At 60.1% G+C, this 25947-nt stretch carries 24 protein-coding genes and 1 riboswitch; of the genes, 1 reads left to right on the top strand and 23 read right to left on the bottom strand.

Annotated elements, in window-relative coordinates; all coding sequences use genetic code 11:
- Nucleotides 1–10: 10 nt before the first annotated feature.
- The 18 genes from Q1A53_RS19335 to Q1A53_RS19250 all read right to left on the bottom strand — a co-directional run bounded on the left by Q1A53_RS19335 (nucleotide 11) and on the right by Q1A53_RS19250 (nucleotide 20235).
- Nucleotides 11–478: a hypothetical protein gene (locus Q1A53_RS19335; protein ID WP_299969624.1), complete on the bottom strand. Its 468-nt coding sequence runs from the start codon at nucleotides 476–478 to the stop codon at nucleotides 11–13.
- A 1897-nt stretch (nucleotides 479–2375) separates the two neighbouring features.
- Complete coding sequence (locus tag Q1A53_RS19330) at nucleotides 2376–2543, bottom strand: hypothetical protein (protein ID WP_299969623.1); 168 nt, start codon at nucleotides 2541–2543, stop codon at nucleotides 2376–2378.
- A gap of 105 nt (nucleotides 2544–2648) precedes the next feature.
- Complete coding sequence (locus Q1A53_RS19325) at nucleotides 2649–4322, bottom strand: bifunctional protein tyrosine phosphatase family protein/NAD(P)/FAD-dependent oxidoreductase (protein WP_299969621.1); 1674 nt, start codon at nucleotides 4320–4322, stop codon at nucleotides 2649–2651.
- A gap of 22 nt (nucleotides 4323–4344) precedes the next feature.
- Nucleotides 4345–5226: an MBL fold metallo-hydrolase gene (locus tag Q1A53_RS19320; RefSeq protein ID WP_299969618.1), complete on the bottom strand. Its 882-nt coding sequence runs from the start codon at nucleotides 5224–5226 to the stop codon at nucleotides 4345–4347.
- 16 nt (nucleotides 5227–5242) lie between these two features.
- Entirely contained in the window at nucleotides 5243–5680 is a 438-nt protein-coding gene (locus Q1A53_RS19315; protein ID WP_299969616.1) for a DUF6691 family protein, read from the bottom strand.
- Nucleotides 5681–5683: 3 nt separating this feature from the next.
- Complete coding sequence (locus tag Q1A53_RS19310) at nucleotides 5684–6118, bottom strand: YeeE/YedE family protein (protein WP_299969614.1); 435 nt, start codon at nucleotides 6116–6118, stop codon at nucleotides 5684–5686.
- Complete coding sequence (locus tag Q1A53_RS19305; protein ID WP_299969611.1) at nucleotides 6115–6321, bottom strand: DUF2892 domain-containing protein; 207 nt, start codon at nucleotides 6319–6321, stop codon at nucleotides 6115–6117. The genes Q1A53_RS19310 and Q1A53_RS19305 overlap by 4 nt, the downstream gene beginning before the upstream one ends.
- A gap of 93 nt (nucleotides 6322–6414) precedes the next feature.
- Nucleotides 6415–7086 (bottom strand): Crp/Fnr family transcriptional regulator, encoded by a 672-nt coding sequence (locus Q1A53_RS19300; RefSeq protein ID WP_299969609.1) that lies wholly within the window; start codon nucleotides 7084–7086, stop codon nucleotides 6415–6417.
- Nucleotides 7087–7674: 588 nt separating this feature from the next.
- A complete protein-coding gene (locus tag Q1A53_RS19295; protein ID WP_299969607.1) occupies nucleotides 7675–8475 on the bottom strand; it encodes a heme ABC transporter ATP-binding protein in 801 nt (266 codons plus the stop codon).
- The gene (locus Q1A53_RS19290) at nucleotides 8472–9530 is read right to left on the bottom strand and encodes an iron ABC transporter permease (protein ID WP_299969606.1); all 1059 of its coding nucleotides are present in this window, start codon (nucleotides 9528–9530) and stop codon (nucleotides 8472–8474) included. Before Q1A53_RS19290 ends, Q1A53_RS19295 begins: the two co-directional genes overlap by 4 nt.
- 4 nt (nucleotides 9531–9534) lie before the next feature.
- Nucleotides 9535–10386 carry an ABC transporter substrate-binding protein gene (locus Q1A53_RS19285; RefSeq protein WP_299969603.1) on the bottom strand — a complete coding sequence of 284 codons (852 nt, stop codon included), beginning with the start codon at nucleotides 10384–10386 and terminating at the stop codon, nucleotides 9535–9537.
- Nucleotides 10386–11417 carry a ChuX/HutX family heme-like substrate-binding protein gene (locus Q1A53_RS19280; protein ID WP_299969738.1) on the bottom strand — a complete coding sequence of 344 codons (1032 nt, stop codon included), beginning with the start codon at nucleotides 11415–11417 and terminating at the stop codon, nucleotides 10386–10388. Before Q1A53_RS19280 ends, Q1A53_RS19285 begins: the two co-directional genes overlap by 1 nt.
- A gap of 712 nt (nucleotides 11418–12129) precedes the next feature.
- Nucleotides 12130–14148 (bottom strand): TonB-dependent receptor, encoded by a 2019-nt coding sequence (locus tag Q1A53_RS19275; RefSeq protein WP_299969601.1) that lies wholly within the window; start codon nucleotides 14146–14148, stop codon nucleotides 12130–12132.
- 286 nt (nucleotides 14149–14434) lie between these two features.
- A complete protein-coding gene (locus Q1A53_RS19270) occupies nucleotides 14435–15490 on the bottom strand; it encodes an iron ABC transporter permease (protein ID WP_299969598.1) in 1056 nt (351 codons plus the stop codon).
- Nucleotides 15491–15493: 3 nt separating this feature from the next.
- Nucleotides 15494–16429: an ABC transporter substrate-binding protein gene (locus Q1A53_RS19265; RefSeq protein ID WP_299969596.1), complete on the bottom strand. Its 936-nt coding sequence runs from the start codon at nucleotides 16427–16429 to the stop codon at nucleotides 15494–15496.
- Nucleotides 16426–17226, bottom strand: a complete 801-nt coding sequence (locus Q1A53_RS19260; RefSeq protein WP_299969594.1) for an ABC transporter ATP-binding protein — start codon at nucleotides 17224–17226, stop codon at nucleotides 16426–16428. Before Q1A53_RS19260 ends, Q1A53_RS19265 begins: the two co-directional genes overlap by 4 nt.
- The gene (locus tag Q1A53_RS19255; protein WP_299969592.1) at nucleotides 17223–17618 is read right to left on the bottom strand and encodes a DUF1636 domain-containing protein; all 396 of its coding nucleotides are present in this window, start codon (nucleotides 17616–17618) and stop codon (nucleotides 17223–17225) included. Before Q1A53_RS19255 ends, Q1A53_RS19260 begins: the two co-directional genes overlap by 4 nt.
- A gap of 120 nt (nucleotides 17619–17738) precedes the next feature.
- Nucleotides 17739–17955: riboswitch (cobalamin riboswitch) on the bottom strand.
- A gap of 612 nt (nucleotides 17956–18567) precedes the next feature.
- A complete protein-coding gene (locus tag Q1A53_RS19250) occupies nucleotides 18568–20235 on the bottom strand; it encodes a calcium-binding protein (RefSeq protein WP_299969590.1) in 1668 nt (555 codons plus the stop codon).
- A 481-nt stretch (nucleotides 20236–20716) separates the two neighbouring features.
- On the opposite strand from Q1A53_RS19250, the gene Q1A53_RS19245 reads away from it, so the two are divergent.
- Entirely contained in the window at nucleotides 20717–20887 is a 171-nt protein-coding gene (locus Q1A53_RS19245) for a hypothetical protein (protein WP_299969587.1), read from the top strand.
- Between the two features lie 15 nt (nucleotides 20888–20902).
- Here Q1A53_RS19245 and Q1A53_RS19240 read toward each other — a convergent pair whose 3' ends face one another.
- From Q1A53_RS19240 to tssH, 5 genes are all read right to left on the bottom strand, one after another.
- The gene (locus Q1A53_RS19240) at nucleotides 20903–21883 is read right to left on the bottom strand and encodes a hypothetical protein (protein ID WP_299969584.1); all 981 of its coding nucleotides are present in this window, start codon (nucleotides 21881–21883) and stop codon (nucleotides 20903–20905) included.
- Nucleotides 21811–22317: a type VI secretion system amidase effector protein Tae4 gene (locus tag Q1A53_RS19235; RefSeq protein WP_299969580.1), complete on the bottom strand. Its 507-nt coding sequence runs from the start codon at nucleotides 22315–22317 to the stop codon at nucleotides 21811–21813. Before Q1A53_RS19235 ends, Q1A53_RS19240 begins: the two co-directional genes overlap by 73 nt.
- Nucleotides 22318–22327: 10 nt before the next feature.
- Nucleotides 22328–22696, bottom strand: coding sequence for a hypothetical protein (locus tag Q1A53_RS19230; RefSeq protein WP_299969577.1), 369 nt, complete (start codon nucleotides 22694–22696; stop codon nucleotides 22328–22330).
- Nucleotides 22697–22766: 70 nt separating this feature from the next.
- A complete protein-coding gene (locus tag Q1A53_RS19225) occupies nucleotides 22767–23243 on the bottom strand; it encodes a type VI secretion system tube protein Hcp (RefSeq protein WP_299969574.1) in 477 nt (158 codons plus the stop codon).
- 67 nt (nucleotides 23244–23310) lie between these two features.
- On the bottom strand, nucleotides 23311–25914 hold the full coding sequence (gene tssH / locus Q1A53_RS19220) for a type VI secretion system ATPase TssH (RefSeq protein WP_299969571.1): 2604 nt from the start codon (nucleotides 25912–25914) through the stop codon (nucleotides 23311–23313).
- Nucleotides 25915–25947: the final 33 nt, after the last annotated feature.

Genomic DNA, 25947 nt, shown 5'->3' with positions numbered 1-25947 from the left:
TTGAAGGGGATCAGCTGTCGCTGCGCCGTGCGCTGTTGCGCAAATAGACCTGGGCGCCGAAAATCGCCGAGATCCCCAACATCAAGGTCACGATGGTGGCAGCCCCCGCCCAGCTGGCGGACCCATGCGTAAGGTCGGACAAGACCTTCAGAAGGGTTCCGCCCAAGGCGACCATCAACGGCCCCAAAAGCGCCTGGGGGCGGTCAGCGAACATAAATGCCGCAAAGCGAAAGGCCGCTACCGCCAGGACGAAGTGTGCGACGATGTTCAGCGTCGGCGTACAGCGGATCAGGTTGCCCAACGTGTTCGCATCCGCCGTGCAGACGCTCGTTCCCACCACCAGCATGTAGTATTTCACGATCAGCGTGACCGCCAGCCCGAGCCCCAGCACCATCTGCGCAACCATCATCACCACCCAGGCAGGGCGCAGGAAGGCCTGCAAAAAGCGGCTGTCACTGTGGCTGAACTGGTCTTGCATGGGTCGCGTCAGTCTCCGGGCAGGTCTGCCGATGGTGGCGGGGAAACAAGGGCCACGCAATGTCACCCGGCGTTGTCACATATCCCAGCGTCTGATCTCTGTGCGTTATATCTGTCTGGTTTGATCCCTCAAGGCACGTGGGGCTGAGGCGAAAAGCTTTTCCAGATCGCCCTCGGCCAGCGGCGCCTTGCACTGCGTAACGGTGCAACCCGCCTCTATGTTCTCGGTCGTGTTGGGCTGGTCGATTGGTGGGTTAAAAACATGGTACCGCTGCACATCGCCTTCCTATGAACCGGACGGTTCCGGCGCAACTTCAGCCCGGTAGAGACGCAGCCTGAGCAGCACGGTTGGCAAGACCACCAGACAGCGCCGGACACCGAGTGGTCCTTTTCCGATTATCTGAAAGGGTTCAATCGGTTACTGACAAGTATTAAAACACAGGCGCCGAAGTAATGGATACACTGGATGGCATCTCCGGGAGACATGCGGGTTGGGTCCATGCCGTACTCCAGCCACGGTCCCTTGATGACGGGTATGATCGTATCCGTTAGCTGAGACCGGGCACTGCAATGCAGCCCGGCGTTTACCAGCGCTCGTGATCCTTCATAGCCGACCGGTAGATACTGATGAAAAACCCGTTCAAAAGCAATTCTCTATCAGCCAAACTGATAGTTACTGAAATTGCGGGCCTGGCTGACGTCAGAACCGGCGCTGCGGCAGAACCTCGTCTTCTCGTCGCTGATTAACGCTGAGGATGTTAGAGCGATCCTGCACCAGCCTCCCCGGATCAGGAAGTCTTGAACATGCTGGTCTTGCAGCCGCCCGCATAGAGCGCTGGCAACCCGCCAAACGGCAGGTGCAATGGACGGGTCTCTGACGTTCTACCTAGGGGGTGACTTGCTGTGTCTTACCTCGACACGGTCCTCTGGGTTGCTGGAGAGGCCGCCGCGCAGCGGTGAGGCGCAGGGCAGCTGATGGTCTGGTTGGCAGGCGATTTTTGCACACTCATTCGCAGCAACGTGTTGTTGATCCGGCTCTGGCCGGCCTCCTACGGGCTCGGCTCGCTCTTTCCTTAAGACCTAGCCGTGAGCATCACGGTCGGTCACCTTTATGGCGTCCATTTCTTCATTCGACAGGAGGCTCGTCGCATCTATAAACCGCTGCCGTTTGCCGCCGCGACCCACGTTTTTCGGACCATCTGCCTCGTTTTGACTTTCCGATGTCAGTCAGCCTGGCGCGCCCGCGCCCAGACAGCATCGAGGATCCGCTCGAAACGAGCCCAGACTACACATTACGTATGCCATCCGCCGCAGGCCCTCCCAGAAAGCGGCGGACAGGTTGCACGCTGTTGATGTCAACGCACCGCAGCAGAGGCTTTTGAACAACGCCATGCGCCCGGGCGCAGCGACAGAAATTATACCTCGTCCGAAGAACCAGACTTAATCGAAGGCACCAACAGTCTGACCACCCAAAGCGAAATCCCGATGGCGCTATCCGAATTGACGAGCGCCCCCGGACGCGATGCGCCTCAACACGGAGTTTTTGGTTCTGGATCTGGGTGTCACAAAACGGCGGATACCATTACTCATCGCATTGAAGCGTTCAGGGTGGGCGAGATCCATCGCGGATTTACCCAAAACGACCTGACCTCCGGCAGCGGGGGGCGGGGCTCCGAGCAAATGTGGACGCCCTGCCGGTTTACGAAGAAAACCTGTCGCTCTGCATGCCATTGATCACGCTGGGCGCACGATCATGCTGTTCGGTGCTGCGCGACACATCCGCGAGCGCGGTCTTACGATGGTGACGAGCGGGTCGACATTTCGGAGGTCTACTCGCTTCCTACTTTGCCCGACGGGCCACCGGGCTCGTTCCTTTCCGGAAATGCCTTTTTCTGGCATCAGTCGATGACTTCTGCTTTGAAATCCGTGGGCGGAGCGGGCATGTCGCCTCCGCCGCTGGTCGTGGAGGGAAAGCCATCGACGATGACACGCCATGTCACCTCGTCGCTGAGGATTTCGCGGACATGTTGGAGGCGCGTCCAGAGTGCCTTATACTTATCCGCCAAGGCGACTTGGCGGGCCTGCATAGCCGCAGTTTGGATTTTGCCGATGCGGTGGCACGGTACTTTGCGCATTTGACCCAACAGAAGTAGCCAAACTCACCCTCCGCGCTATTCAGCGGCAATCTTTTCCGGTTTGGCCAGCCACTCACGCCCTTTGAGCATGCCTTTCCAATAGACAGGCGGCAGCATGCGTTCTTTCAGAAACCATGCCGCACGGGTCGGCTTTGTGCCGTCCAGCAGCACCTTGGGAAAACTTGGCAGGATCGCTCCGCCGTAGCCGAACTCTGCCAGAACGATCTTGCCGCGCTCGACCGTCAACGGGCACGAACCGTAGCCATTGTATTGCGCAACAGGCGCGCCGCCCCGCATATCGGCAACGATGTTTTCGGCCACGATCGGCGCCTGAATGCGTGCAGCGGCCGCCGTCTTGGCGTTTGGTGCGCTCATCACATCACCCAGTGACCAGACATTGTCGTAGGTCGTGTGGCGCAACGTGGCCTGATCCACGTCAACCCAACCGGCAGCATCCGCCAAAGGCGAGACGCGGATGAAATCAGGTGCTGTTTGCGGGGGGCAGACGTGCATCATGTCAAAGTCCATCTCAACCCTCTCGACCGGGGTGTCAGGTTTTGCCACGTCAAACCACGCCTTTTTCGCCGGGCCGTCCACCGCAACGAGGTTGTGGAAGAAGTTCAACCCTGCATCGTACTTTTTCACGTACTCCATCAGCGCCGGCACGTAGTCCTTGACCCCGAACAAGACACCGACGGCTGTGTTGAACTCAATATCTATCCTGTTCAACACACCCCTGCGATGCCACGTGTCCGCCGACAGATACATCACCTTTTGGGGCGCGCCCGCGCATTTGATCGGCATCGGCGGCTGCGTAAAAATCGCGCGACCCTCTTTCATGCTCTGCACCAACTTCCAGGTGTAAGGCGCTAGATCATAACGATAATTAGAGGTCACCCCGTTTTGACCAAGCGTGTCAACCAGCCCGTCGACCTTGTTCCAGTCCAGCTTCAACCCAGGGCACACTATCAGGCGCGTATATTTCACCACACGGCACTCATCGAGGACAATCGCGTTGTTCTCAGGCTCAAAAGCGGCGACGGCGGCCTGAATCCAGTGGACCCCCCGCGGAATGAGCGACCCCATCGTGCGCGATGTTTGGTGCGGCTCGAAAATTCCCCCGCCAACCATCGTCCAGCCGGGTTGGTAGTAGTGAATGTCCGCCGGGTCGATGATTGCGATCTCAAGATCGGGTTTGCGGGCCTTGAGGCTGGCCGCCGCCGCGATGCCACCAGCACCCGCACCCACGATCACCACCTCGAAACTGGCATCGCCCCTGTCCGTGGATGTCTTGCCACCGTTCACGATGCGGCGCACAACCCCGGCCATATCATAGCCTGCCGCTTTCGTCGTCGCGAGGATACCAGCCAGACTACGCTGCCTGGCCTGGGACAGGGACCAGAGCGTGGCTGAACGCATTCCCGTTCCGCAAAATGCCAGAACCGGGCCTGGCAATTCGGTCAGTGCTTGGGCAAATGCCGCCGCATCTTCATCGGTAACCTTGCCTGCCGTGACAGGAAGATAGGATGCCTCCAGCCCCATGTTCTGTGCCGCTTTGGCGATCTCCTGGAACGTTGGCTGATCCGGGCCTTCGCCATCGGGACGGTTGCACAGGATCGCGCGAAACCCCGCGTCCTTGATCGCTCGCATGTCCGCGGGCACGATCTGTCCACTGACGGACACGCCCGAGGTGAGTGTCTTCGCTTTCATGGTCTTCCTCCTCCCCCATTCATCAGATGCCGTTGACGGGTACTTTCAGCATTGGGTTACCCTGCGCGTCGGTCGGCACTTCGCCCGCGCGCATGTTCACCTGCAAGGACGGGATGATCAGTTTCGGCATGCTCAACTGCGCGTCGCGTTCGGTGCGGAATTTGATGAAGTCCTCACGTGTTTTATCGCCCCCCACATGGATGTTGTGGGCCTTTTGATCTGCGACCGTCGTCTCCCACTGGATGGCGCGACCGTTCGGGCCGTAGTCATGACACATGAAAAGGCGGGTCTCGTCGGGCAAGGACAGAACCTTCATGATGCTGTCATAGAGATCACCGGCCGAACCGCCCGGGAAATCACAGCGCGCAGAGCCGCCGTCCGGCATGAAAAGCGTATCACCGGCAAAGGCAGCATCCCCCACCACATGCACCATGCAGGCCGGTGTGTGACCCGGTGTGTAGATCGCAAAGGCCTGCATGCCTCCGATCATGTAGGTGTCCCCGTCCTTGAAGAGCGCATCGAACTGAGACCCGTCGCGCTGAAACTCAGTACCCTCGTTGAAGACTTTGCCAAAGGTTTCCTGGATCACCATGATCTTTTCGCCGACGCCGATTTTACCGCCCAGCTTATCCTGAAGATAGGGTGCGGCACTCAGGTGGTCGGCGTGTACGTGGGTCTCGATGATCCAGTCGAGGGTCAGACCACGATCCGTAATCTCGGCAATCAGCTTGTCGGCCGCCTCATAGGTGATCCGGCCAGCGGCATAGTCTATGTCCATCACGCTATCAATGATCGCGCAATGATTGCTGCCCGGATCTTTCACGATGTAGGTGATCGTATTTGTTGCCTCGTCAAAATGGCCTGAAACCTCCGGTTTGACGGACAGGTCTATCGGGTAGGTCATTTGATCTCCTCCAAAATCAGGCGGGCATTCCGGCCCTTTTTCTCCATCCGGACTGGACGCGTTTGGCGGCAAGGATGCCTGCCACCAGGGCTGCGACAAAAACTACGACGTCACTGTTTCCGGTCCCAAGTGCGGGCAATGCCCCACCGGGGCAAAAGCCTGCGATGCCCCACCCTACGCCAAAAACCGTGGCGCCGCCAATGAGAGACAGATCCAGATCGCGTCGCTTGGGTAGCTGAAAATCAGCCGCAAGGAGCGGTGCGTGCCGCTTCAACACAAGGCGGTAACCGACGAACGTTACGATCAGCGCACCCGCCATGACAAACGCGAGGCTGGGGTCCCAACTCCCGGCGACATCAAAGAAATTGAGCACCTTGGCGGGGTTCGCCATGCCCGAGAGAGAAATGCCGAGACCAAAGACAAGGCCGATGATGTAACACGTGATCAGCCGCATGGATCAGGTCCCCATACCGCGGCCGATCAGGTAGACGGTGACACCAGCCGTCAGCATGAATGTGAGCGTCGCCGTGATGGAGCGTGGTGACAGACGAGCGATGCCGCAGACCCCGTGACCCGATGTGCACCCGGCGCCAAAGGTGACACCGATGCCAACCAGGAAGCCACCGATCACCAGCATGGGTGTTGAGTGAGGCACCTGCACCGCAGGCATGCTGCCCGTGACGAGGGTGAAACCGATCGGGCCTGACACCATGCCAAGCAGGACCGCCGCCCGCCAGCCCAGGTCAGAGCGGCTGAGCGGTTGCAACAGCCCTGCAAGCACCCCGGTCGCGCCCATGACCCGGCCCATCGTTGCCATCAACAGGACGGCGGCCAGCCCGATCAGGACCCCGCCTGCCAAGGACTGAAGCGGCGTAAAGAGCGTCTCGATCATAGCTTGCAGGTCTGGATACCAAAGAGACGGTAGAGCGGACAGAACTTCATGGCCGAGGTTCCAACCATGATCAGACCCGCGATTACACTGATGACGGTTGCGGCGGTGCTCTCAAACAGCGGCATGCTGCCGATAAATGGGGCCGCCAAAAGCACCACCCCCAGAACAAGGCGGAAGATGCGGTCAAGATTGCCAACGTTCATTGTCCTGTCGTGTTCTCCTCAAAAGGCTACGCAAAGGATAGCCCTTCTAGCGGCGGACACTCGGTGACTTTGTCACTGAAGGCTCAGGTTTCTTCAGGTGTTGTGTTTTGCCAGTTGTTGAAGCTGCAGTCGGTCGCGCAGGGTGACGCTGCCACGGGCCTGTTTGATCCAGCCGCGTCTCTGAAATTCCTGCAACTGGCGCGAGATCACTTCCCGCGCTGTCCCAAGTTCCACCGATAGTTTCTGATGGGTCGTTGCAACCTGATCCGTCCCGCCGGATAGCTTTATCAGCTTGTCTGCCAGACGCACATCAAGCCGTTGGAACGCGACCTCGTCGATCATCAGGAAAAGATCCGTGATCCGTTTTGAAAACGCGGCAAAGACAAAACTGCGAAACGGTTTGGAACTCGCCACCAGATCGTCGAAGACGTCTCGTGGGACCGCGGCGGCATGGACCGCTGTCTCTGCAAGACCGGTTGCGGAGTAATCATCATAGGATAACAGGCAGGCCGTCGTCAAAACACAGCTCTGCCCCGCTTCGATCCGGTAGAGCACGATTTCATGACCGGTTTCGGACACTTGCTGAACCCGCACGGTGCCATCCAAAAGAAACAGCATGTGTTCGGGCGACCTGCCGGGACCAAAGATCTCCGCGTCTTTCGGCAGGGCAACATGCGCGCTCTGTTTCAACAGCAGTTGCTTGGTCGGTTCATCAAGACGGGAAAGACCGGGGAACCGTTCGACCCATTCAGCGCTGTCGATCATTGCGAACCTTTCTGTGCGCCTCGCGTCCCGAACCGTTTGGCTGGTTGAGCGTAACTGACGGCAAAACCTGCAATCGCCAGTTCAACGTGAAAGCGGGCCACGTAGCCACGTCTGCACAGGTCATTGACGATGGTCACTGTACGGGCGGCGATAATCAGCTAATTTGTACCATGTCCTATCGCGGCGGCAACTTCGTCAACGGGACTCACTGCAAAGAACAGCACAGCGCTGCCAACCTAGCGTGTCGATCTAGTAGCTCTGCTAAGCCAACGCGGGAAAGGCTACACGATCGGAATTCATATTCCAAGAAAGCCGCATCAAGGGTTGGAGCGTCTGATGCGTCCCATCCGGCATAAGGCTGCATCAAAAAACGCGCGGAAAAGTATACAGGGCGGCTTCGACACGGACGCTGTGGCACTCACCAAAAGTACTTTCAGAACCTCAATGAATGAGGTTTTAAAGGCAATCTACTGCTCTGCTCCGACCAGAGTCCGCGCCCATCGGTTAGCTTTGTCCAGGTCTTGGACTTTTTTCGCGCAGTAGAGCGTTCGGGGAACCTTCAAAGCGCCTTTGGCCAATGATCGCACGTCAACGCCCGTTCTCCGCACCGACCTGCGCGCCGTGCGGCAGCACAAAGGGTGCGACACCGGTGGGCACCTTGCCGACCTGGAGCCTGCATCCATAGGCGCGCGACAGAATATCATCGGTCATCACCTCCGGCGGAGGACCCGCTGCCAGTAACTTTCCTTCGGTCATCACCAGAACATGGTCCGCAAAAAGGCCCGTGAGATTGAGATCATGCATGACCGCCACAACACCACCGCCTGCATGGGCAAAGTCACGTGCGATGGTCATCACCTGGAGCTGATGCGCAATGTCAAGCGAGGAGACAGGTTCGTCCAGCATGAGCCAGCGCGGTCCGTCTGACGTCGTTGGTTCCCAGATCTGGGCCAGGACGCGGGCCAATTGCACGCGTTGTTGTTCGCCACCCGAAAGCTCTTGATGATAGCGGTTGGCAAAGTCCTGCAGACCCACTCGCGCAAGTGCCGCTTCGGCGCGGCCCGCGTGATCACCACCCGCGCCGGAAGTCAGGCCGATCCGCACAACTTCAATGGCGTGAAAGGGGAAGGCGAGGGTCGATGCCTGCGGCAGCACCCCGCGCATGGCCGCCAGCTCCCATGGTTTGGCCTGCGCCACTTCGATGCCATTCAGGCGGATACTGCCGTCATAGGGCAGATCCCCGCAGATCGCCTTTACCAGTGTCGATTTGCCAGACCCGTTGGGGCCGACAATGGCTGTTAGCGCGCCGGGTTGCGCGGCCATCCCGAACCCGCGCAAGACCTCTTTGCGACCGTAGGACACGGACAGATCGCGCACGTCGAGCGTCACAGATCCACCATCCCGCGCTGACGCAGAAGGATCCACAAAAAGACCGGTGCACCCAGAACGGCTGTCACGATGCCGATCGGCAACTCGGCTGGCGCGATGATGACCCGCGCAATCACGTCAGCCAGTACCAGCAGCAACGCGCCCAGAAGCGCTGCATTGATCAGCAAGGGACGGTGGTCCGGCCCTGTGCCCAGTCTCAGAAGATGTGGCACCACGATGCCGATGAAACCGATACCGCCCGAGACGGCTACCGCCGCGCCCGTGGCGGCGGCGACCGTGAGGATCGCAAGGTTCTTGACCCGTTGGACGTTGAGACCGATATGCGCCGCCGTCGCTTCGCCCAAAGCCAGGCCGTTCAGCCCGCGCCCGAGCGCGCAGGCCGCAAGAACCGAGATCAGGATGATGGGTCCTGCGGCAATGACCTTTGTCCAACTGGCACCCCCAAGCGATCCAAGCCCCCAGAAGGTGAGATCGCGCAACTGTCGGTCGTCAGAGATGTAGACGAGAATGCCGGACAATGCCCCTACCAGCGCGCCGAGCGCGATGCCCGCCAGCAGCATCGTTGCGACAGAGGTCCGCCCGCGGCGGGTGGACACCCGGTACAAGATCATCGTGCTGGCCCATCCTCCCAGAAAGGCGGCGACCGGCACCAGTTGGTCCCCCACCGCAGCAGCAAGCCAGAGCGGAGCCAAGCCGGCCAGTACAATCGCGGTGATCGCCCCCAGACCGGCACCGGCACTCACACCGACCAGACCGGGGTCGGCCAGCGGATTGCGAAAGAGGCCCTGCATAACCGCACCGCCCACGGCCAGCGCCGCGCCCACCAGCAGGCCCAGCACAAGGCGCGGGGCGCGAATGTCCCACAAGACGATGGCCTCCATCCGCGTGAGAGCCTCCCCCTGGACCAGTTTCAGAAGTGCGGGCCCAAGGGACACGTCCGTGGCACCAATTGTCAGGCTGAAGACACCTGCAATGACAAGCGCACAAGACAGCCACAGGTGCATCTGCCGGGCACGAGCGACCCGGCTGTGAGGGATATGATCGGCTACCGCCATAGACTCATGCGGGGTAGAGCGCCCGGTTGAGCGCGGTGACCGCGTCCGCGGTGCGAGGGCCAAAGCCCAGCAAGAACAGACCGTCCATCCGAACAACGTTTCGCCTTTCCGCTGCCGGGGTGACCGACAAAGCAGGCAAGCCGAACAGGTCTTCGTCGGTCGAGGCATGATCGCCGCTGTGATCCATCATCAGTATCACGTCGGGGGCGGCGGCGCTCGCCGCCTCATCCGAGAGGGGTTTATATCCTTCAAAGCTGGAGACAGCGTTCACACCGCCTGCCATCTGGATGATCCCGTCTGCACCTGTACCGGTGCCCGAGACGAGAATGCGGCCCCCTTGCGTGGACAGGATGAACATCACGCGGGTCTGGTCGCTGACGCGGCGCACGGCACGGTCCACTGCCCTATCCAGCGCGGTGCGGGTCTCAATGGCCAGCGCCGCCGCCCTGTCCGGCACCTCAAGCGCGGCACCCACCGCTTCGATTTTGCGCATGATGGCATCGCCGTCATAGCCTTCAGGCACTTCTGCAAATTCAACGGAGGCGGAGCGCAGAATGTCGATCACCTCGGGCGGGCCAGCGCCTTCGGCCGACACGATAAGGCTTGGGGCAAAAGACAACACACCTTCGGCGGAGAGGCGCCGCATGTATCCGACGTCGGGCAAATCCCGGGCTGCCGCTGGAAAGGTCGAGGTCGCGTCCCGCGCTAGCAGGCGGTGACCCTGGCCCAGAGCAAAGATGATCTCGGTGACATCGCCACCGATGGCAATGACATCCTTCGCGCCGCTTGCCGCCCACAGCTGTGTGCGCAGAGTACCGAACGTAAACAAAAGGCTGAGGAAACTGCGACGGTCCATCAGGCGGCCACCTCTTGCAGATTTTCAACAATGACGCGAAACGCGGGGCGGCTGTCGCGTCCTTCCTTGGGCACGCCGAACACCTGAAAGATGAGCGCGCCGTAGGCGTCGAACGCCTCTACCGATGTCGCAGTGCCGCGCTGCGTGGGCTTGTCCACCGCCCAGACCTCGGCCACTTTGTCGCGGCGCAGGTGGAGGTTAAAGCGCGGGTCCATCACGTTCTGCCACGGCCCCATCGGTTTCAGCGTGTGCAACGCCCCGGTATGGATCTGGATGCAACCACGGTTGCCGACAAACAGCATCACTTCGGTGCCGGAGCTTTGCAGTTTGGTCAGCAGTGCGTCGGTGGCATCCGGTGTCAACTTGCGGGCAAAGGGCAACCCGGCCGCACGATACGCACCAAGTCGGTTCATCTTGAGCTTGGACACGAGACGCAGGAACTGGTGCGTGTCCGTCATCCGCCGCCATTCCTTGCGCAAGATGTCGATCTTGTCTTCGGCGATCTTGGCGGGTTCGGTGGGCTGACGGTGCGCGAATGTTTCTTCTGGCGACTGGTTGTCCACCGCCAGCGTGCGGGTCAATTGCGTGAACCTCTCGCGGTTCGATCCGTCGCGCAAAATGATCTTGTGCACGGCATCACCTGCAGCGTCGAACACCTGAATGCTCTGCCGTTTTCCTGCCTCGCTTTCGCGTTCGACGAGGAATGCGTGCTGCCAGTGGCTTGGAAAGATACGCAGATCAATGTCGTCGGTCAGTATCATCGCGGCATGCTGGCCGGGATGGTAATGATCGTAAACGCCGATCTTTTCGTGCACGCATGAGGCATTGCGGGTCAGCGCCATCACCTCTCCCAACTCCTGCGCAGCGCCCATCACCACATCGGGATGCGGGGCAATCCGGGTGACGCCCATCCCGCAATAGGCAGCCACGAGGGCGGCCTCGCTCACCCCCAGTGCTTCGGCGAAATCCCGATCTCGCGGTTGGGGTGTTTCGGCACGGCGTATGCGGATGTCTTCGGCTGTGAGCGTCACATTTTGCACGGCGTCTGTCCTCACGTGAATGGAGAGGGTGTCCCAGTGGCTGGGCCGGACGGCGTGGCTATGGAAGGTTTCTTGACGAATTTAGTCGGATTAGCGCGACGGTGCAATGGGCGGAGGAAATTCTTTACTGCGTCTGTCAGAGTATCCGCTTATGCCACTCGTCTGCTACGCACCCCTGATGTAGCACGGCTCGCGCGGCCAAATGAGCAAAAGTAGGAAGACTTCACATAGCAATGCATTCTTTGGGAATGGTCATGTCGACCAATAGTGCAAATTCAGCTCAAGCTGAAGGAAGGCAGGTGGGTTTGCAAACGCAGGTCCGTGGCAGGGCTCTGCGCGACAACCGGATACCCTCCATAGGCCAGTCACCACCCGCGATCGGGGGCGACTTCAAATATCGTAAGGCCGAGGTCCGGCAAAATGCCGAACCGCGTGGCGTTTGAACACGGCGTGTCGTTTTGCAGAAGATAGCATCGGTTCAACCACCTGCGGACCAGCGGCATGCCGGGGCGCAAAAGTATAATCTTAGATCATATCGGAGACCGTCGAGCGCAAGGTCCGCGGGGCCTTTTTGGAGGGCGTCACGTTCATGCGCAGAGGTCCTGAGGGGACGCTGCAGAGGTTTCCTCGGGATCCACGACGGCAGAACGCGCGGGCATCTCAACCGCAGCAGGCCTCTATGCGGCACGCCGACCCGGCACCCTCAGAATTTGTACGAGACAGAAACCTTCAGTGTCCGCCCGGCTTGCGGCAGGTCATTGGGATAGATTGTATACTGCTCGTCCAACAGGTTATCGACCCCCGCCCGCCAGACCGACCCCGCCAAGGGACCCTTCTCCGGTGACCAGGAGCCAAAGACATCAAGCACACTGTAGGACTGGCCGGTGGTCGCGCCCGCCGGGACATCCTCCTGCTCCGAGGCAAAGGTTGCGCGCAGTCCAAGCTCCGTCTCGTCAGTCGGTCGAAAACCCAGCGTGGCGACCAGCCTCTCCTGTGGGATCGACCCCAGAGCCTCTCCGTTCGTCTGTTTCCCGCGCGGCAGGCTCAACCCAAGACCACCGAACCATCGCCCGGCATCGTAATCCACCTCGGCTTCCAACCCGTAGAGTTCCGCATCCACGTTGCGCGTCGTGGTCGTTCCAAAGACCGTTCCGGTCGCCACGGTTGAAAAATCCGGCCCCGATACAACGGAATCGATGAAGTCATCGACCTCTGCGTAGTAGGCGTTGGCGGACAGGCGCAGAGTATCGCTGTCGCGGAACACCCCGGCCTGATCAAATCGCATCCCGAGCTCCGCCTGGGTCGATTTCTCCTCCTTCAGATCCGGGTTCGGCACGAAGTTATTGATGAAGCGAACGGAGCCAAAGGGCGGGCCGACGTTGATGTCATCCGCAAAATGCTCGCCGTCATTAAAGAGTTCGGTGAGCGAGGGCGCGCGGTAGGCCCGCGCGACATTGCCATAGAGCTGCCAGCGGGGGTCGGGGCGAAAGCTGAAGCCGATCCGGGGAGAGACGAATTCTTCGCTCACATCCGCGAGGGCCGGGTCGTCCACATCCCGGCTGTAGTCGTCGAACCGCACGCCCGCGATCAGATCGAGGCGCGGTGCCACGGCAAAGGTCGCTTCGACGAAGGCGCCGATGGTGTCCGCCTCCGCATCGGGAAACTGGGGGCGCGCGCTGCCGTCGCGGGTCCCCGTCTGGGTGTCACGAAACGCTTCCAGCCCGTAGACCAAACTGACCGGTATGCCGATGTCGAACGCCGATCTGTTGACCACCTCGAAACCGACTGTGTCATATTCGGTGTTGTCCCTCCGGCCATCCGACAACCGGTCCTCTCCGATTTCCAACCTGTTGCCGTAAAGCAGCACGCTGAGATCCAGCACATCGGAATTCTCCGGCGCCCAATCCCAGGACAGACGGCCGGTCAGAACCTCCGCCTCACGCTCTACATCGCCAGTCGCGGTGGAGGCCGCATTCGCGTTGGGAGGTGTGATGCCCTCATCGTCGTAATAGGACAACGCCAGTTCGAACCGCTGATCCGGCGCCGGCTCGAACCCCAGGGTCAAAAGCCCGTTCAGGCTGTCGACCTCCGAGCGCAGGATGTCATTGCCATTGCCGTCCGCCAATGCCTCACCGAACTCTCGCGCGCCCAGAAACCCGAGCGCGTCGAACCGGCCCCAGTCGCCGTAGACAGTGGCCGTCGGGCTGGCGACCCGTCCGTTGTCGGAAAACCCAAAGCGAAGCCGCGCACCGGTGGTTTGACCGGGATCCAGCAGATCCGCGGCGTCCTTGGTTTCGACGGCAATCACCCCCCCGATCGCGCCCGATCCAAAGAGCGTCGAGCCGCCCCCGCGGACCACCTCCACCCGCTGTACGATGTCGGGATCGAAAAAGAACCTGCCCCGGTGTGCCTGGTTGAAATTCAACCGACCCCCGTCCAGCCGCAGAACGACCTGCTCATCCTGGAATCCACGAATGTTGGGCTCTTGCGAGATGCCGCGCGGGCCGCCTTCGATCACCACGCCGGGGATATCGCCGATCAACTCCTGGTATGTGTCCGCCTGGCGCCGCTCCAGTTCCTCGCCTTGCCGGACCGTCCCGGCCACCGGTGTGTCGAGGATATCGCGATCATCCCGCAGCGCTGTCCCGATAGTGAGTGGTGGCAGTTCGAATACGGCTTCCTGCGCGAGGCCAGAACCGGTTGGCAGCATGCTCAATGTCACTGTGGCACAAACCGCTCGACGCATCTTTTTTCCCATATCCATCTCCTAAGTCAGCGCAAAGCCTGCCTGAGGGTGGGTGGGGCGCGTTTCGAGTGGTATAGAATAACCTACTGTTTCAGTAAAGATCCCTTGCACAGCGGATGGCGCCTTGGCTTCGGTAGTGGACTGGCATGGTTGCAGCCTCGTGGTTTAGTCCAAATCACAACCTGAACCCTCAGTCCGGATCTATCCAGCACCCGGCCTTGTGCCGCTGAGCCCTTCGTCAAGACCTGCAGCTCGTATGAATTCAGGTGCGTCGCTTTCGTCCCAGCAGCCAAATGAAAAATAGGCCGCCGATCAATCCGGAAACGATGCCGATGGGCATGTCCTCTGGTGCCATCACCGTTCGAGCCGCGATGTCAGCCCAGAGAAGAAAGATGGCGCCGATCAAGGCAGATCCAGGCAGGACGCGGGTGTAATCGCCCCCCACAAACATGCGGGCGAGGTGCGGAACCATCAAGCCGACAAAGCCGATGATACCGGAAAAGGCGACCATGACCCCGGTCATCAACGCACCGACCACAAATACCAGCAGGCGAAACCGGGAAACGGGGATCCCCAGCGTCGATGCCGTTTCATCGCCCACCGTCATCGCGTTCAGGTCACCGGCGCGAAGCATCAGCCAGGCGGCGCATCCCGCAAGAACCACAAACGGATACATCAATTGGCCCCACTGCGCGAGACCAAGCCCACCCAGCATCCAGAAAACGACAGTATGTGCCGCCCGCGGGTCGCCCAGAAAGATCAAGAGGTTTGCTGCTGCCATGATGATAAACGACACTGCGACACCGGCCAGAACCAGACGGTCAGCGCTCGTCGCATCCGCAAAACGCGAGACACCGAGCACGATGGCAGTCGCACCGAGCGCGCCAAGGAAAGCGAGCAGCGGTACCGTCAAGAGACCGACGAAAAGGCCGGTGTGAAGCAGTGCCAATATCGCACCGAATGCGCCACCGGAGGAAATCCCGAGAAGGTGGGGATCCGCCAGCGGGTTCCTTGTGACGGCCTGCAGACTGGCCCCGACCATCGCGAGGCCCGCCCCGACGATCATAGCGAGGAATGCGCGTGGAAAGCGGATCTCCCAGACAATGGCTGCCCTGCCCTGAGACCAGGTTTGCTCGACCAGACCCGGCGCCAGCTTGTTCAGAAACACCCCCCAAACGGTGGTCAACGGAACCTGAACGGCCCCGACGGAGATCGCAAAAGAGAGCGACACCAAAAGGACCGCCAGACCGCCCAAAGCAACGGCAGGTAACCTGCCGCTGCGACTGATCCGGGTTTGGCCGCCTTGGACCCGGCCCATGGGCTAATCTGCCCAGAAAGCGTCGGCGAGTGTCTTGATTGCCTGAATATTACGTGGACCGGGTGTCGCCTCGACATATTCCAGCGTGACGAACCGGTCGCTTTTGACCGCTGCCAGTTCGGCCAATGCCGGGTTGGACATCATGAAATCCCGTTTCTGTTCGGCTGTGACGTCGCCGTAATTGACGATAACAATGACTTCCGGGTCCCGCTCGACCACTTCTTCCCAGGTCACTGTGGCCCAGCTCTTTTCAAAATCGTCCATGATGTTGACCCCACCCGCCGCTTCGATCAGTGCGGTCGGCATGGCGTAGCGGCCAGCGGTAAACGGGGCATCTTCACCGCTGTCATAGACGAACACACGTGGTGGTTCGCCCGTCTCCAGATCTTGTGTGAAAGTGGCGAGATCCCTGCGGTAGCCTTCGACCAGTTCGCTTGCCTTCTCCGCGACACCGAAGATGCGACCGAGGTTCGTCAAATCCACATACATGTCTTCAATGCTCGCTTTGCCTTTGTTCATGATATGGGTGCAGGACTCCGTGAGCTCGTAGACATTGATGCCAAAGGGTTCCAATGTCTCTGGCGTGACCTCGCCGCCAACCCTCATCCCGTAATTCCACCCTGCGAAAAAGAAATCCACGTCAGCGCCGACCAACACCTCCTTGGAGGCGTATCTGGCAGCCAGCTCCGGAAGCTCTTCAACGCCGGCCCGCATCTCTTCGTCCAGCGTTTTCCAGCCGGAGATACCCGTATAGCCGACCATGCGGTCAGCGAGACCAAGCACCAGCATCATCTCGGTCAAGTTGACATCGTGCGAGACTGCCCGTTCTGGCGGTGCATCGAAGGTGACGGTCCGGTCGCAGCTTCGCACGGTGGTTTCGGCAGCTGCAATGCCAGCGGACAGGATGATGGCGGCGGACGTCTGGAGGGTCATTCTCATGGACTAAATACCTTGTTTCTGAGGTGGAACGTGAGGTGATCGGTATCGCTGAGGGAAAGCCGTTCGCGGCAAGCGATGACTTGAAATGCTTCTCCGACGGAGTCTTCGGACAAGACTTGAGACGGGGGGCCAAACCCGACGGTTCGGCCTGAGCGCAGCAGCAGAACATCGTCGCAAACGCCTGCGGCGAGGTTCAAATCATGGAGCGATGTGACAATCGTGAGCGGCAGGGTGCGGATCAGGTCCAACACTTCGAGCTGATGGCGGATGTCGAGATGGTTGGTCGGCTCATCGAGGATCAGGAGCCGCGGCTCTTGCGCGAGGGCGCGAGCAACCATTACCCGTTGGCGTTCGCCGCCCGATAACGTGCTCAGGGGGCGGCCCGCGAGGCCATGCAGGCGGAGCCGTTCCAATGCACCGTTAACCATCTCCTCGTCACGCGACCCGGCACCTGCGCCGAACCCACGCCGGTGTGGCGTGCGTCCAAGGGCCACGATTTCGCGCACGGTCAGGGCAAAGTCATTCGGTTGTTCCTGCAAGACCGCGGCGACGCGCCGCGCAACACTGCGCGCCGAGAGTGTCCAGATATCCTCGCCGTCTATGCATACTTTGCCGGTAACCGGGCGATGAAACCGGTAAAGCAGCCGAAGCAAAGTGGTTTTCCCGGCTCCGTTCGGGCCAACGATGCCCAGTATCCGCCCCGCGGCCAGATCAAAGCTGGTTTGATGCAGCAGCGTTTCGGTGCCGCGGGCCGGTGACCATGACAAATCCTGTACGGAAAGCACCGCCGCGGTCACGACGCCTTAGCCTTGCTCTCTTCGATGGCCACAATCGCCGCAGGCACCCGCGCAAGGGTCGACTTGCGCAACTTGCCCGGTCGATCGCACGAAGAACACCAGCCGTCATGCAAATGAGCGTATTGTCCGGCAAATGCGACGAGGTCTTCGATGTCGGTCTCCGGATCTATGTCACCGAAAAGATAAGTCGCTTTCCGCGTCCCGTGATAAGCAACGGTGCAGGGGCGGTCACATCCGGCCATGCAGGCAACGCCTGACACCGCAAAGTCCTGGGGGATCGCGTCCCCGGCGAGGGCAATCGCCTCACGCAGCCGCTTGATCAGTTGATAGCCGGGACGACATTCCGTGCCTGTGTGCCGACAAGATGTGCAGATTGTAATTTGGTGTTCCATCTGGCCCTCCGCCTTTCGGGCGGGCGAAGGAAAAAGAACCATGTTGTCGCGGGAAGAACCGCATTGCCATCATATTCTCCTGACCAGGCACCCCGCCCGCACCGTGTTGAAATGCCGACGCACATGTGCGCCGGTGATGGCAGGTCTCCTGACTCGCGGGTCGCTGTTTGCCCGAACCTTCCCGGACATTCCGTCCAGTGGTCATATCGGGGTCACTCACCACTCACAGTTGCGGGGGCAGTCACGGACTTGGTGTCTACTGGAGACGCCGCACCGTGTTCCCTTTTCATCTCATCTGCGCTTTGGGCTGCTGAGAACCATCGGCACGACCAAAAACGATTGCCGGAAAAAGGTCAATGCACGAAGACGACGTCAGCCCAACTCATCGCAAGCAGACGGTGGCGCAGATGTAGTTATGCCAATTTGGCCGCCGGTTCGGTGCAGCTGGCACCCGGGACAAAGCTTTTTGGGTCAGATGAGAAAGTAGTCGACAATTTCACAGGGATAGCCCCCATCTGTCTTAGCCCCGAAAACCGTGTCAGCATTTCAGTGTTACAAGAGGAAATAGAGGTTATTGGGAAGCAGTATCTTGATGAGAACGCCCCAACGCTGCTGCACGCGATTGACGCCTATTGGCGCGATGGATTGGCTGTCGTGAACGCATGTCGGAAGGCGGGGCTTTCGGGCGATACAAGTTCAGCAATGGCCGTACATACAAAAAGCTGGTGATGCCGGAGCGCCTGCCTGCGCGGCGCTCTGCGTAGCAGTGCGGCCCCGGATCAGTGCGAATGACGTTCGGGATGTGCTCCACTGGCGACTGACACAGCATGGCAGCCCAAACGCGATCTTGGATCCATGATGCAACAGCCCGCTTCAAGGCTGACAGTCAAAGAAAAGCCCCGCCAGCCGACAGCTGGCGGGGCCTCGTGCGCCGCGATGCTACATTTACTTACGCAATCATGAAATCATCGGCGCCAAAGTCTGTGACCACAGCATCTTCGAACGTGATCACCTTGTCATTGAAGGCCAACTCGACGTCGTCTCCGACCTGGCTCAGGTTGGCGAGCAGGTTTTCCGTCGTGACGTCAGGGTCTGTCGTCAAGAATGCCAGTTGATCCACACCGACTTCGAAGTCGAGGATGACATCGACACCGATATCTTCTTCGAAGAACACAAAGGTGTCGGCCCCTTTGCCGCCCGACATGATGTCATCCCCCGCACCGCCGCGAATGACGTTGTCCAAGTCGTTGCCGACGATGACATCATTGCTGTCGGTCCCGGTGACGTTCTCGAAGTTGACGGCAGAGGCGTCTTGGCCAGCCCCGTTGTCGATCTCGATCGCGCCAGTCTCGAGGTTCACGCTGATGGGCCCAGATGCCTGATCGAAGTCCAGCGTGTCCACGCCGTCACCACCGTCGAGATCGAGCTTGATCTCGTTCAGCACATCGCCGGTGATCACTGCAGTGTCCTCGCCGCCGCCGAAGTTGGTTTCCTGCACCTCGGTGTTGCGGATGTCGAGCTGGAAGAGCCCAGCTTCCGTCTGGCCGTTCACTTCGATGCGGGCGAACTGGATGCCCTCGTCGGTCACGAAAAACTCGGCCACGTCATCGTTCTGCAGATCGTCGTTCACCAGATCGGTGTCGAAGTTCACCTGCTGGATGTCGTATCCCCTGCCGCCGTCCATCAGGTCCGAGCCGTCACCGTTGTTCCAGACAAGCAGGTCATCGCCGCGCCCACCAAACATCTCGTCGTTGCCCTTGTTGCCAATGATCGTGTCGTCGCCACCACGACCGACGAGTTTGTCATCACCGTTCTGACCGGAAAGGACGTTGGCGCCATTGTCCCCGATGATCTTGTCATCAAAGGCGGTGCCCACGACATTCTCGAAGTTCACCGCATGCGCGTCGTTCAGCGTGCCTTTCTTCAGGTTCACCTTGACCGCCTCTGCCGCCTGGCTCAGGTCGAGCGTATCGACGCCGTCACCACCATCCAGATCGAGCTTGATCTCGTTCAGTACGTCGCCGGTGATCACCGCGGTGTCGTCGCCCCCGCCAAAGTTGGTTTCCTGCACTTCGGTGTTGCGGATATCGAGCTGGAAGAGACCGGCTTCCGTCTGGCCGTTCACCTCGATGCGGGCGAACTGAATACCCTCGTCGGTCACGGAAAACTCGGCCACGTCATCGTTCTGCAGATCATTGTTCACCAGATCGGTGTCGAAATTCACCTGCTGGATGTCATAGCCATCGCCACCGTCCATCAGGTCCGAGCCGTCACCGTTGTTCCAGACCAGCAGGTCATCGCCGCGCCCACCGAACATCTCGTCGTTGCCCTTGTTGCCCACAACGATGTCGTCGCCAGAGCCACCGGAAAGATAGTCCTCTCCGTTGCCGCCTTCGACGGTGTCATCACCTGCACCGCCAAACATCGTGTCATCACCGAGACCACCTGCCAGCTTGTCGTCGCCAGACAGACCAAAGACCAGGTCGTTCCCATCCTTAGCGTTCACGTAATCATCGCCGAACGATCCGATAATGAGGTCATTCCTATTCGTGCCGTGAATATTGCCGTTACCAAAAATCAGATTGGGAAAGTTAAAGAGCGGCATTGGATTCTCCATTCATAAAATATCTTCAAAACCCTCGCCGTCCCCTCACATCGAAGCCTCATGTGCTTCAGGTCGCCGAGATAACCGTTAGTCCTCCCCCGACGCGAAATGGTTCAAAGTTTTTTTGAATTTTTGAGATAAAGCGCTCTGACCGCTCCCGAGTGACGCCGTCTCGCCTGTCGGGTGAACAGGCGGTGACGTCTTTTGCGCTGGTCGATTTCGAGCGCTCCGGTATCCGGCCCGCACCTTCAATCACACAGCGTCAAGCAGTACATTTCCGACCAGAATCTCGCCCGGGACGCCCGGTTTGTTGCGATGACCATGGCCTTGCCTCAGGGTTAGGCTCGTAAGGATGCCAGTCAGCACTGCGTTGGCCGTTTGCAGGGATCGCCAGGCGAAAGTCAATCATAAGCCCGTTGCCACAGATCACGCTGCTTTCAGCGGACAGGGATGCAGGTTTCGTCTAAGGGCGGCGCGCCGGGCATATTAAGCGATGAATGTCGCCGTCCCTCAGGCGACCATCGGCAATCCGACGGCCTTCAAGGAGAAAAGCGGCCATCCAGAAAAAAGACAGCCTTTGCATCAACCGTGGCGCTGCATGGCAGCTCATCCCGAAACGAACGATCCCATCATGGAACACTTGTCGGAAACGACCCTTTTCTGATCGGATTTTCTGACGTCAGGAGGTGTTCGCGGATGGCCACAGATTACGGTGGATCCGACACATCTTGCGACTGGCGGCGATCATCTCATCTTTGGTGCCCACGTGCTTGTAGACGAAAGACACGCCGTCCTTTTGAGTGCAACCCGCCCAGGGCCGGTGGTCCTGCCGCTGCAGACCCATGTTCTGTACATAGTTGCGCAGCAGGGTCGCCCAGATAACCTTGGTCTGCTTGTCGAAAAATTTCGCGCCGGGCAGGTATTCCCATCGTGACACACGCTCGATGGCGGCGGTTTCGAAAACCATCAGTGTGTCGATGTCGGACGGCACAATATCATGATCAAACTCGCAAGCGGGACCGATCACCCACGACCGTCGACCGGCGAGGAAATGATACTGATTGACGGAAATGAATTTTTCTATCGCAGCATCGTCTATCTTGTGCCAGCTGGTATCAGCTGCAGCCCGCGCGGCCTTCTCACCCGCTTCCAGATAGTTGCGCTTCAGCGTCTGGGCGGTGAAGCCCCGGGACTTGTCGTAGTGCTTGACCGCAACCCAGTCGTCATGCGCGCCAAAAGAGGCATCCTTGGTCTCGGGGAGGTTGTCATTGATTTCACTCAGGTCGATGTACCCTGAGAACTCGAATGTAGGCTGGCCGTGGTGCTTATGCGCGCCTTTTTTGACCTCCGCAGCCTTCTGGTTGAAATGCTGCGGGAAGTTCTGAAAGAGCTGCACCGCATAGGGCCGGGGTGCTGAGGTCTTGCAAAAATAAATCCGGTGGCGGTTCATGCGGTAATCGCCGGTCACCCCATCGTTACCGTTGGTTCCGTCGACGTTCAGTTCAGTAAAATCCGGCATCTGCTGTCTCTCCTGTCGGAGTACGGGTTTTGTTGGGATGATCTCTTTCGGGTGCGCTCGACCGTTGCTCAGCCAGTACCGCCTGGGGACAAGGGCCAGAACCGGACTTCCTCCGATCCGAAATAGCACGCGGAGGCGCATTGATCGGCAGTGTTGTGATTGTCGATCAAGTCGATGTGGCCACCTCCTGCGTACCCGGGAATACCCACAAAGGCGATGATCCCCTGCCGCGCCGTCCGGGCGTTGCCGAGCGTCGCAGCCTCCAGCACCTGATAGGCACCGAGATACCCCGGCCCTGCCAGAAGATTCGCCAGCCGGTTCATGTTGACCTCGACCCCTTTTCCGCTGTGATCGCCTTTGAGGATGTTGTGCGATTTTGGGCTGATCTTCACGCCCGCCCGCACCAGCGCCAGGCTGACCCGGATTGCACAGGTGTTGTGGTAGTTCGGGTTTCCGATGAATGCGTCCCAGCCAATCGAGCGGAAGAGATCGCCTTGCGAAACATAGGCATCGCTTCTGGGGTTGGAGGAGGGATAGCCGCTTTTGAGTGTGGGGTAAGAGATAGAGAGGGTCATACGCTACCTTCTAGTCGCAGGGGCCAAGTGTCCCGAGAACATCCATGACGGCCAGGTCGGCCGGTTGCGTGGCCATCTCATCGTCGACGATCCTGTCGAAAACCCGCGCGACAAGCTCATGCGGCGCGATCAGATTCTGACCGCACCAGGTTTTGTCGCGACCCGCCGCTTCGGCCAGGGCAAAGATATAGCCATCAGCAAAGGCGGCGGCGGGATCACCCTCAAAGAGACGCCCACGGTAGGAGATTTCCTGTCCCCGGATTGCCGTCGCAAGCTCGCCCGCGGTCAGCGCGGCGGCGTCTTCGGTGCCGCCGGCAAAGGCACAGGCGGTCGGGGCGATGGCAACTGATGCTGCCGTTACCCAGGATTTCAGTGACATCGCCTGTTGCTCCTGTCGCGGCGTTGGGGGGCGGCAGCGGGGCATTGCTCTCCCGCTGCCTGCATGGCGCCTAGGACGCTTTTGTCGTTGTCAGATCGTAGCTTGCGATCATCGGCGACATCGGCTTGTGGTTTTCATCGTGTGGGATGTACTTCACTTCCATCTTGGTAAAGTTCAGCCGGATGGTCTCCACGGGACGATCACCCGAAGTGTCCACCGAGTAGTTGGCGACCAGCGTGTTGGTCAGCTTGTACTCGATGTAAGTGTCACCGGGATTGCCGGTGGTGACTAGATGGATGACCGTGGTCTTGCCGGTACGCCCGGTGCAGGCCTCGGCAAAGAGCTTGGTGGAAGAGCTGTCGGACACTTTTGTCAGGGTCACTTCGCTCACCGTGGGCTCAGACGCTTCACGGTTGGCAGTGGAGCCTGCAGAGGTTGTCATGTTGCGCGACACGTTCCAGTGCATGGATTCGATGTCCATCCACTTCTTGTGCGTCTCGTGGGTTGCGTCGCCGGGGATCCCGTCGAGTTGTACGTAGATTGGCATAGGTTCTTCTCCGTTGGTTGGTTTTCTGGTGAAGGTTCTCGGGGTGGGTGAGCGGGTTCGCCGGGTCTCAGCTCACCTTGCGTCGATCTTCGGTACCGTCGGACACGACAAAAGCGCCCTCCTTGCCCAGATCGACCTCGGCCGCGGGCGGAGCCAGTCCGCGCGCCAACGAGTTCAGGAAGTAATCGGCCAACCGTGGCAAAACCTGCCGGGCGAGCATGGATTCGATGGCGCGCGCCCCGGTGTCACCGGCCACCGCGCGCTCAATCATGGCATCCCTTGCGGCGGCAGAGATGGTCAGATCAGTACCGTGGGTCGTTCTTGTCCGATCCACGATGCGGCTGATCTGAAGATCGACGATGCCGCCAAGGATTTCGGGCGTGAGGGGCAGGAAGGGCAGAACGTCCAGCCGTCCTAGAAATGCCGGTTTAAACTGCTGTGACAACTCGGGTCGCAACATCTCCACCAGCGCGTCTCCTTCGGGCATGGCTTCGGGGTCTTCGGCGAGTGTCGCCAGCATTTCCGTGCCGGAATTGGCCGTCATCAGGATCGTGACATTGTGGAAATCCACATCCCTGCCCTCGCCGTCGCGCAGCACACCTTTGTCGAACACCTGGTAAAAGATCTCCTGAACACCCTCATGGGCCTTGTCGATCTCATCCAGCAGCAGGATCCCATGCGGACGACGGCGCACGGCTTCGGTCAGCACGCCGCCTTCGCCATAGCCGACGTATCCGGGCGGCGAGCCCATCAGCAAAGAGACTTTATGCTCTTCCTTGAACTCTGACATATTGATCACGGTCAGCGCAGAACTGCCGCCGTGCAATTCATCGGCCAGCGTAAGAGCGGTTTCCGTCTTGCCGATGCCGGAGGTGCCCAGCATCAGGAATACGCCCTGCGGCTTGCGTGGATCGCGCAGCCCCGCGCGTGACACCGAAACCTGCTCACACAGCGCGTCGATGGCCCGGTCCTGCCCCAGCACGCGGGCCTTCATCCGGTCCGGCAGGCGGGTAACGGCGTCAATCTGGCTGCGCAACATGCGCCCGGCGGGGATACCCGTCCAGCGCGCGATGACGCCTGCAATAGCCTCCGCGTCGACAACCCGGTGAACCAGCGGCGTCTCGCCACCCGCCTCGGACAGTCGCGCCTCGATCTCGGCGAGCCGTACCATCCGGTCCGGCCGGTCTTCGGCAGCCATGGCATCGGCTTCGTCTGCCAGCGCCCGCTGCTGATCAAGCGCCTCGGCAATCGTGACGGCTTCGGCCTCCGCCGCGTCAAGGTCGCGCTTCAATCCCGCCATCCGGTCAGCCAGACCGGGTGTCTCCGGTTCCTCGGCCAAGGCATCCATTTCACTGCGCAGATAGGCGGCCTCGCGCCGCCGCTGTTCCAGCGCTTCCGGATCGGTTTCACGGCTCATGGATACGGCGGCCCCGGCGGTGTCGATCAGGCTCACCGCCTTGTCGGGCAATTGACGCTCTGGCAGATAGCGCGCCGACAGCTCCACCGCCGCACGCACGGCGCTGTCGCGGATCGCCACGCCATGGTGGCCCTGAAACTCTGGCGCCACCGCGCGGATCATCCTCACCGCCCGCTCTATATCGGGCTCATCTACCTTGACCGTCTGGAACCGGCGGCTGAGAGCGGGATCCTTTTCAAAGTATTTCTTGTACTCAGACCAGGTCGTGGCCGCGATGGTCCGCAGCTCCCCACGGGCCAGTGCGGGTTTGAGGATATTGGCAGCATCGCCCTGCCCCGCCGCACCGCCAGCGCCGATCATCGTGTGCGCCTCGTCAATGAAGAGGATCACCGGAGAGGCCGATCCCACCACCTGATCCACCACCCCCTTGAGACGCCGTTCGAATTCCCCCTTCACGCCTGCACCAGCCTGCAAAAGGCTGAGATCCAGCACATGCAGCGCCACATCAGCGAGCCGCGCGGGCACTTCCTTGCGCGCGATGGCAAGCGCGAAAGCTTCGACGATGGCCGTCTTGCCCACACCCGCCTCGCCTACGAGAATGGGGTTGTTCTGCCGCCGCCGCACCAGGATATCGATCATCTGCCGCAGCTCCGCGTCACGGCCGACAATGGTGTCGATCTGACCAGCGCGCGCCTGTTCCGTCAGATCGACGGCATAGTCAGCCAGAAAGTCCGCATCTCCCTGGTGCGGCTGACGTGGCCGGGCGGAAGCGGTGGCCCCGGTTGGCTCAGCCTTGATCGCAGCCTCCAGAACTCCGGTATCGAGCGCCAGTAACGACGGCACGGCCCGGCGCAGGATCGCGCGAAGCTCCGTCTCGGCAATCAGTGTGAGCAACAAGACCGCAGGGCTGACGCGCTCTTGGTTGAACCGCAGCGACGCGCTGAGCCAGGCCTCGCGTGACAGCGAGATCAATGGCTGCGACAGCGACGGCGCGCCAGACGATCCGCGCGCAAAATGTTGCACCGCCTCCATCGCTTCGGCGTTGACCTGACCGGGGTTGATGCCGCTTTTTTCCAGCAACTCGGCAAAGGCGCTTTCCTGCGTGAGACTCGCGACGAAATGCTCCAACTCGACCGAATTATGGGCGTGCCGAACCGCAAGTGCTGCGGCCCCTTCCAGCGCGGCGGACGCGGTATCGCTGAGCCGCTGAAACAATATGTGAAGATCAATGGTGACCACGTTCAGCCTCGTCAAATAACCAATGAAACAATCATGATTTTCGCCGCT

Origin of the sequence: uncultured Roseobacter sp., from assembly GCF_947496515.1 — a bacterium.
In the GTDB taxonomy this organism is placed as follows: domain Bacteria; phylum Pseudomonadota; class Alphaproteobacteria; order Rhodobacterales; family Rhodobacteraceae; genus Roseobacter.
The sequence above is the reverse complement of the archived record's forward strand: the minus strand, read 5'-3'. Positions and strand labels throughout refer to the sequence as shown.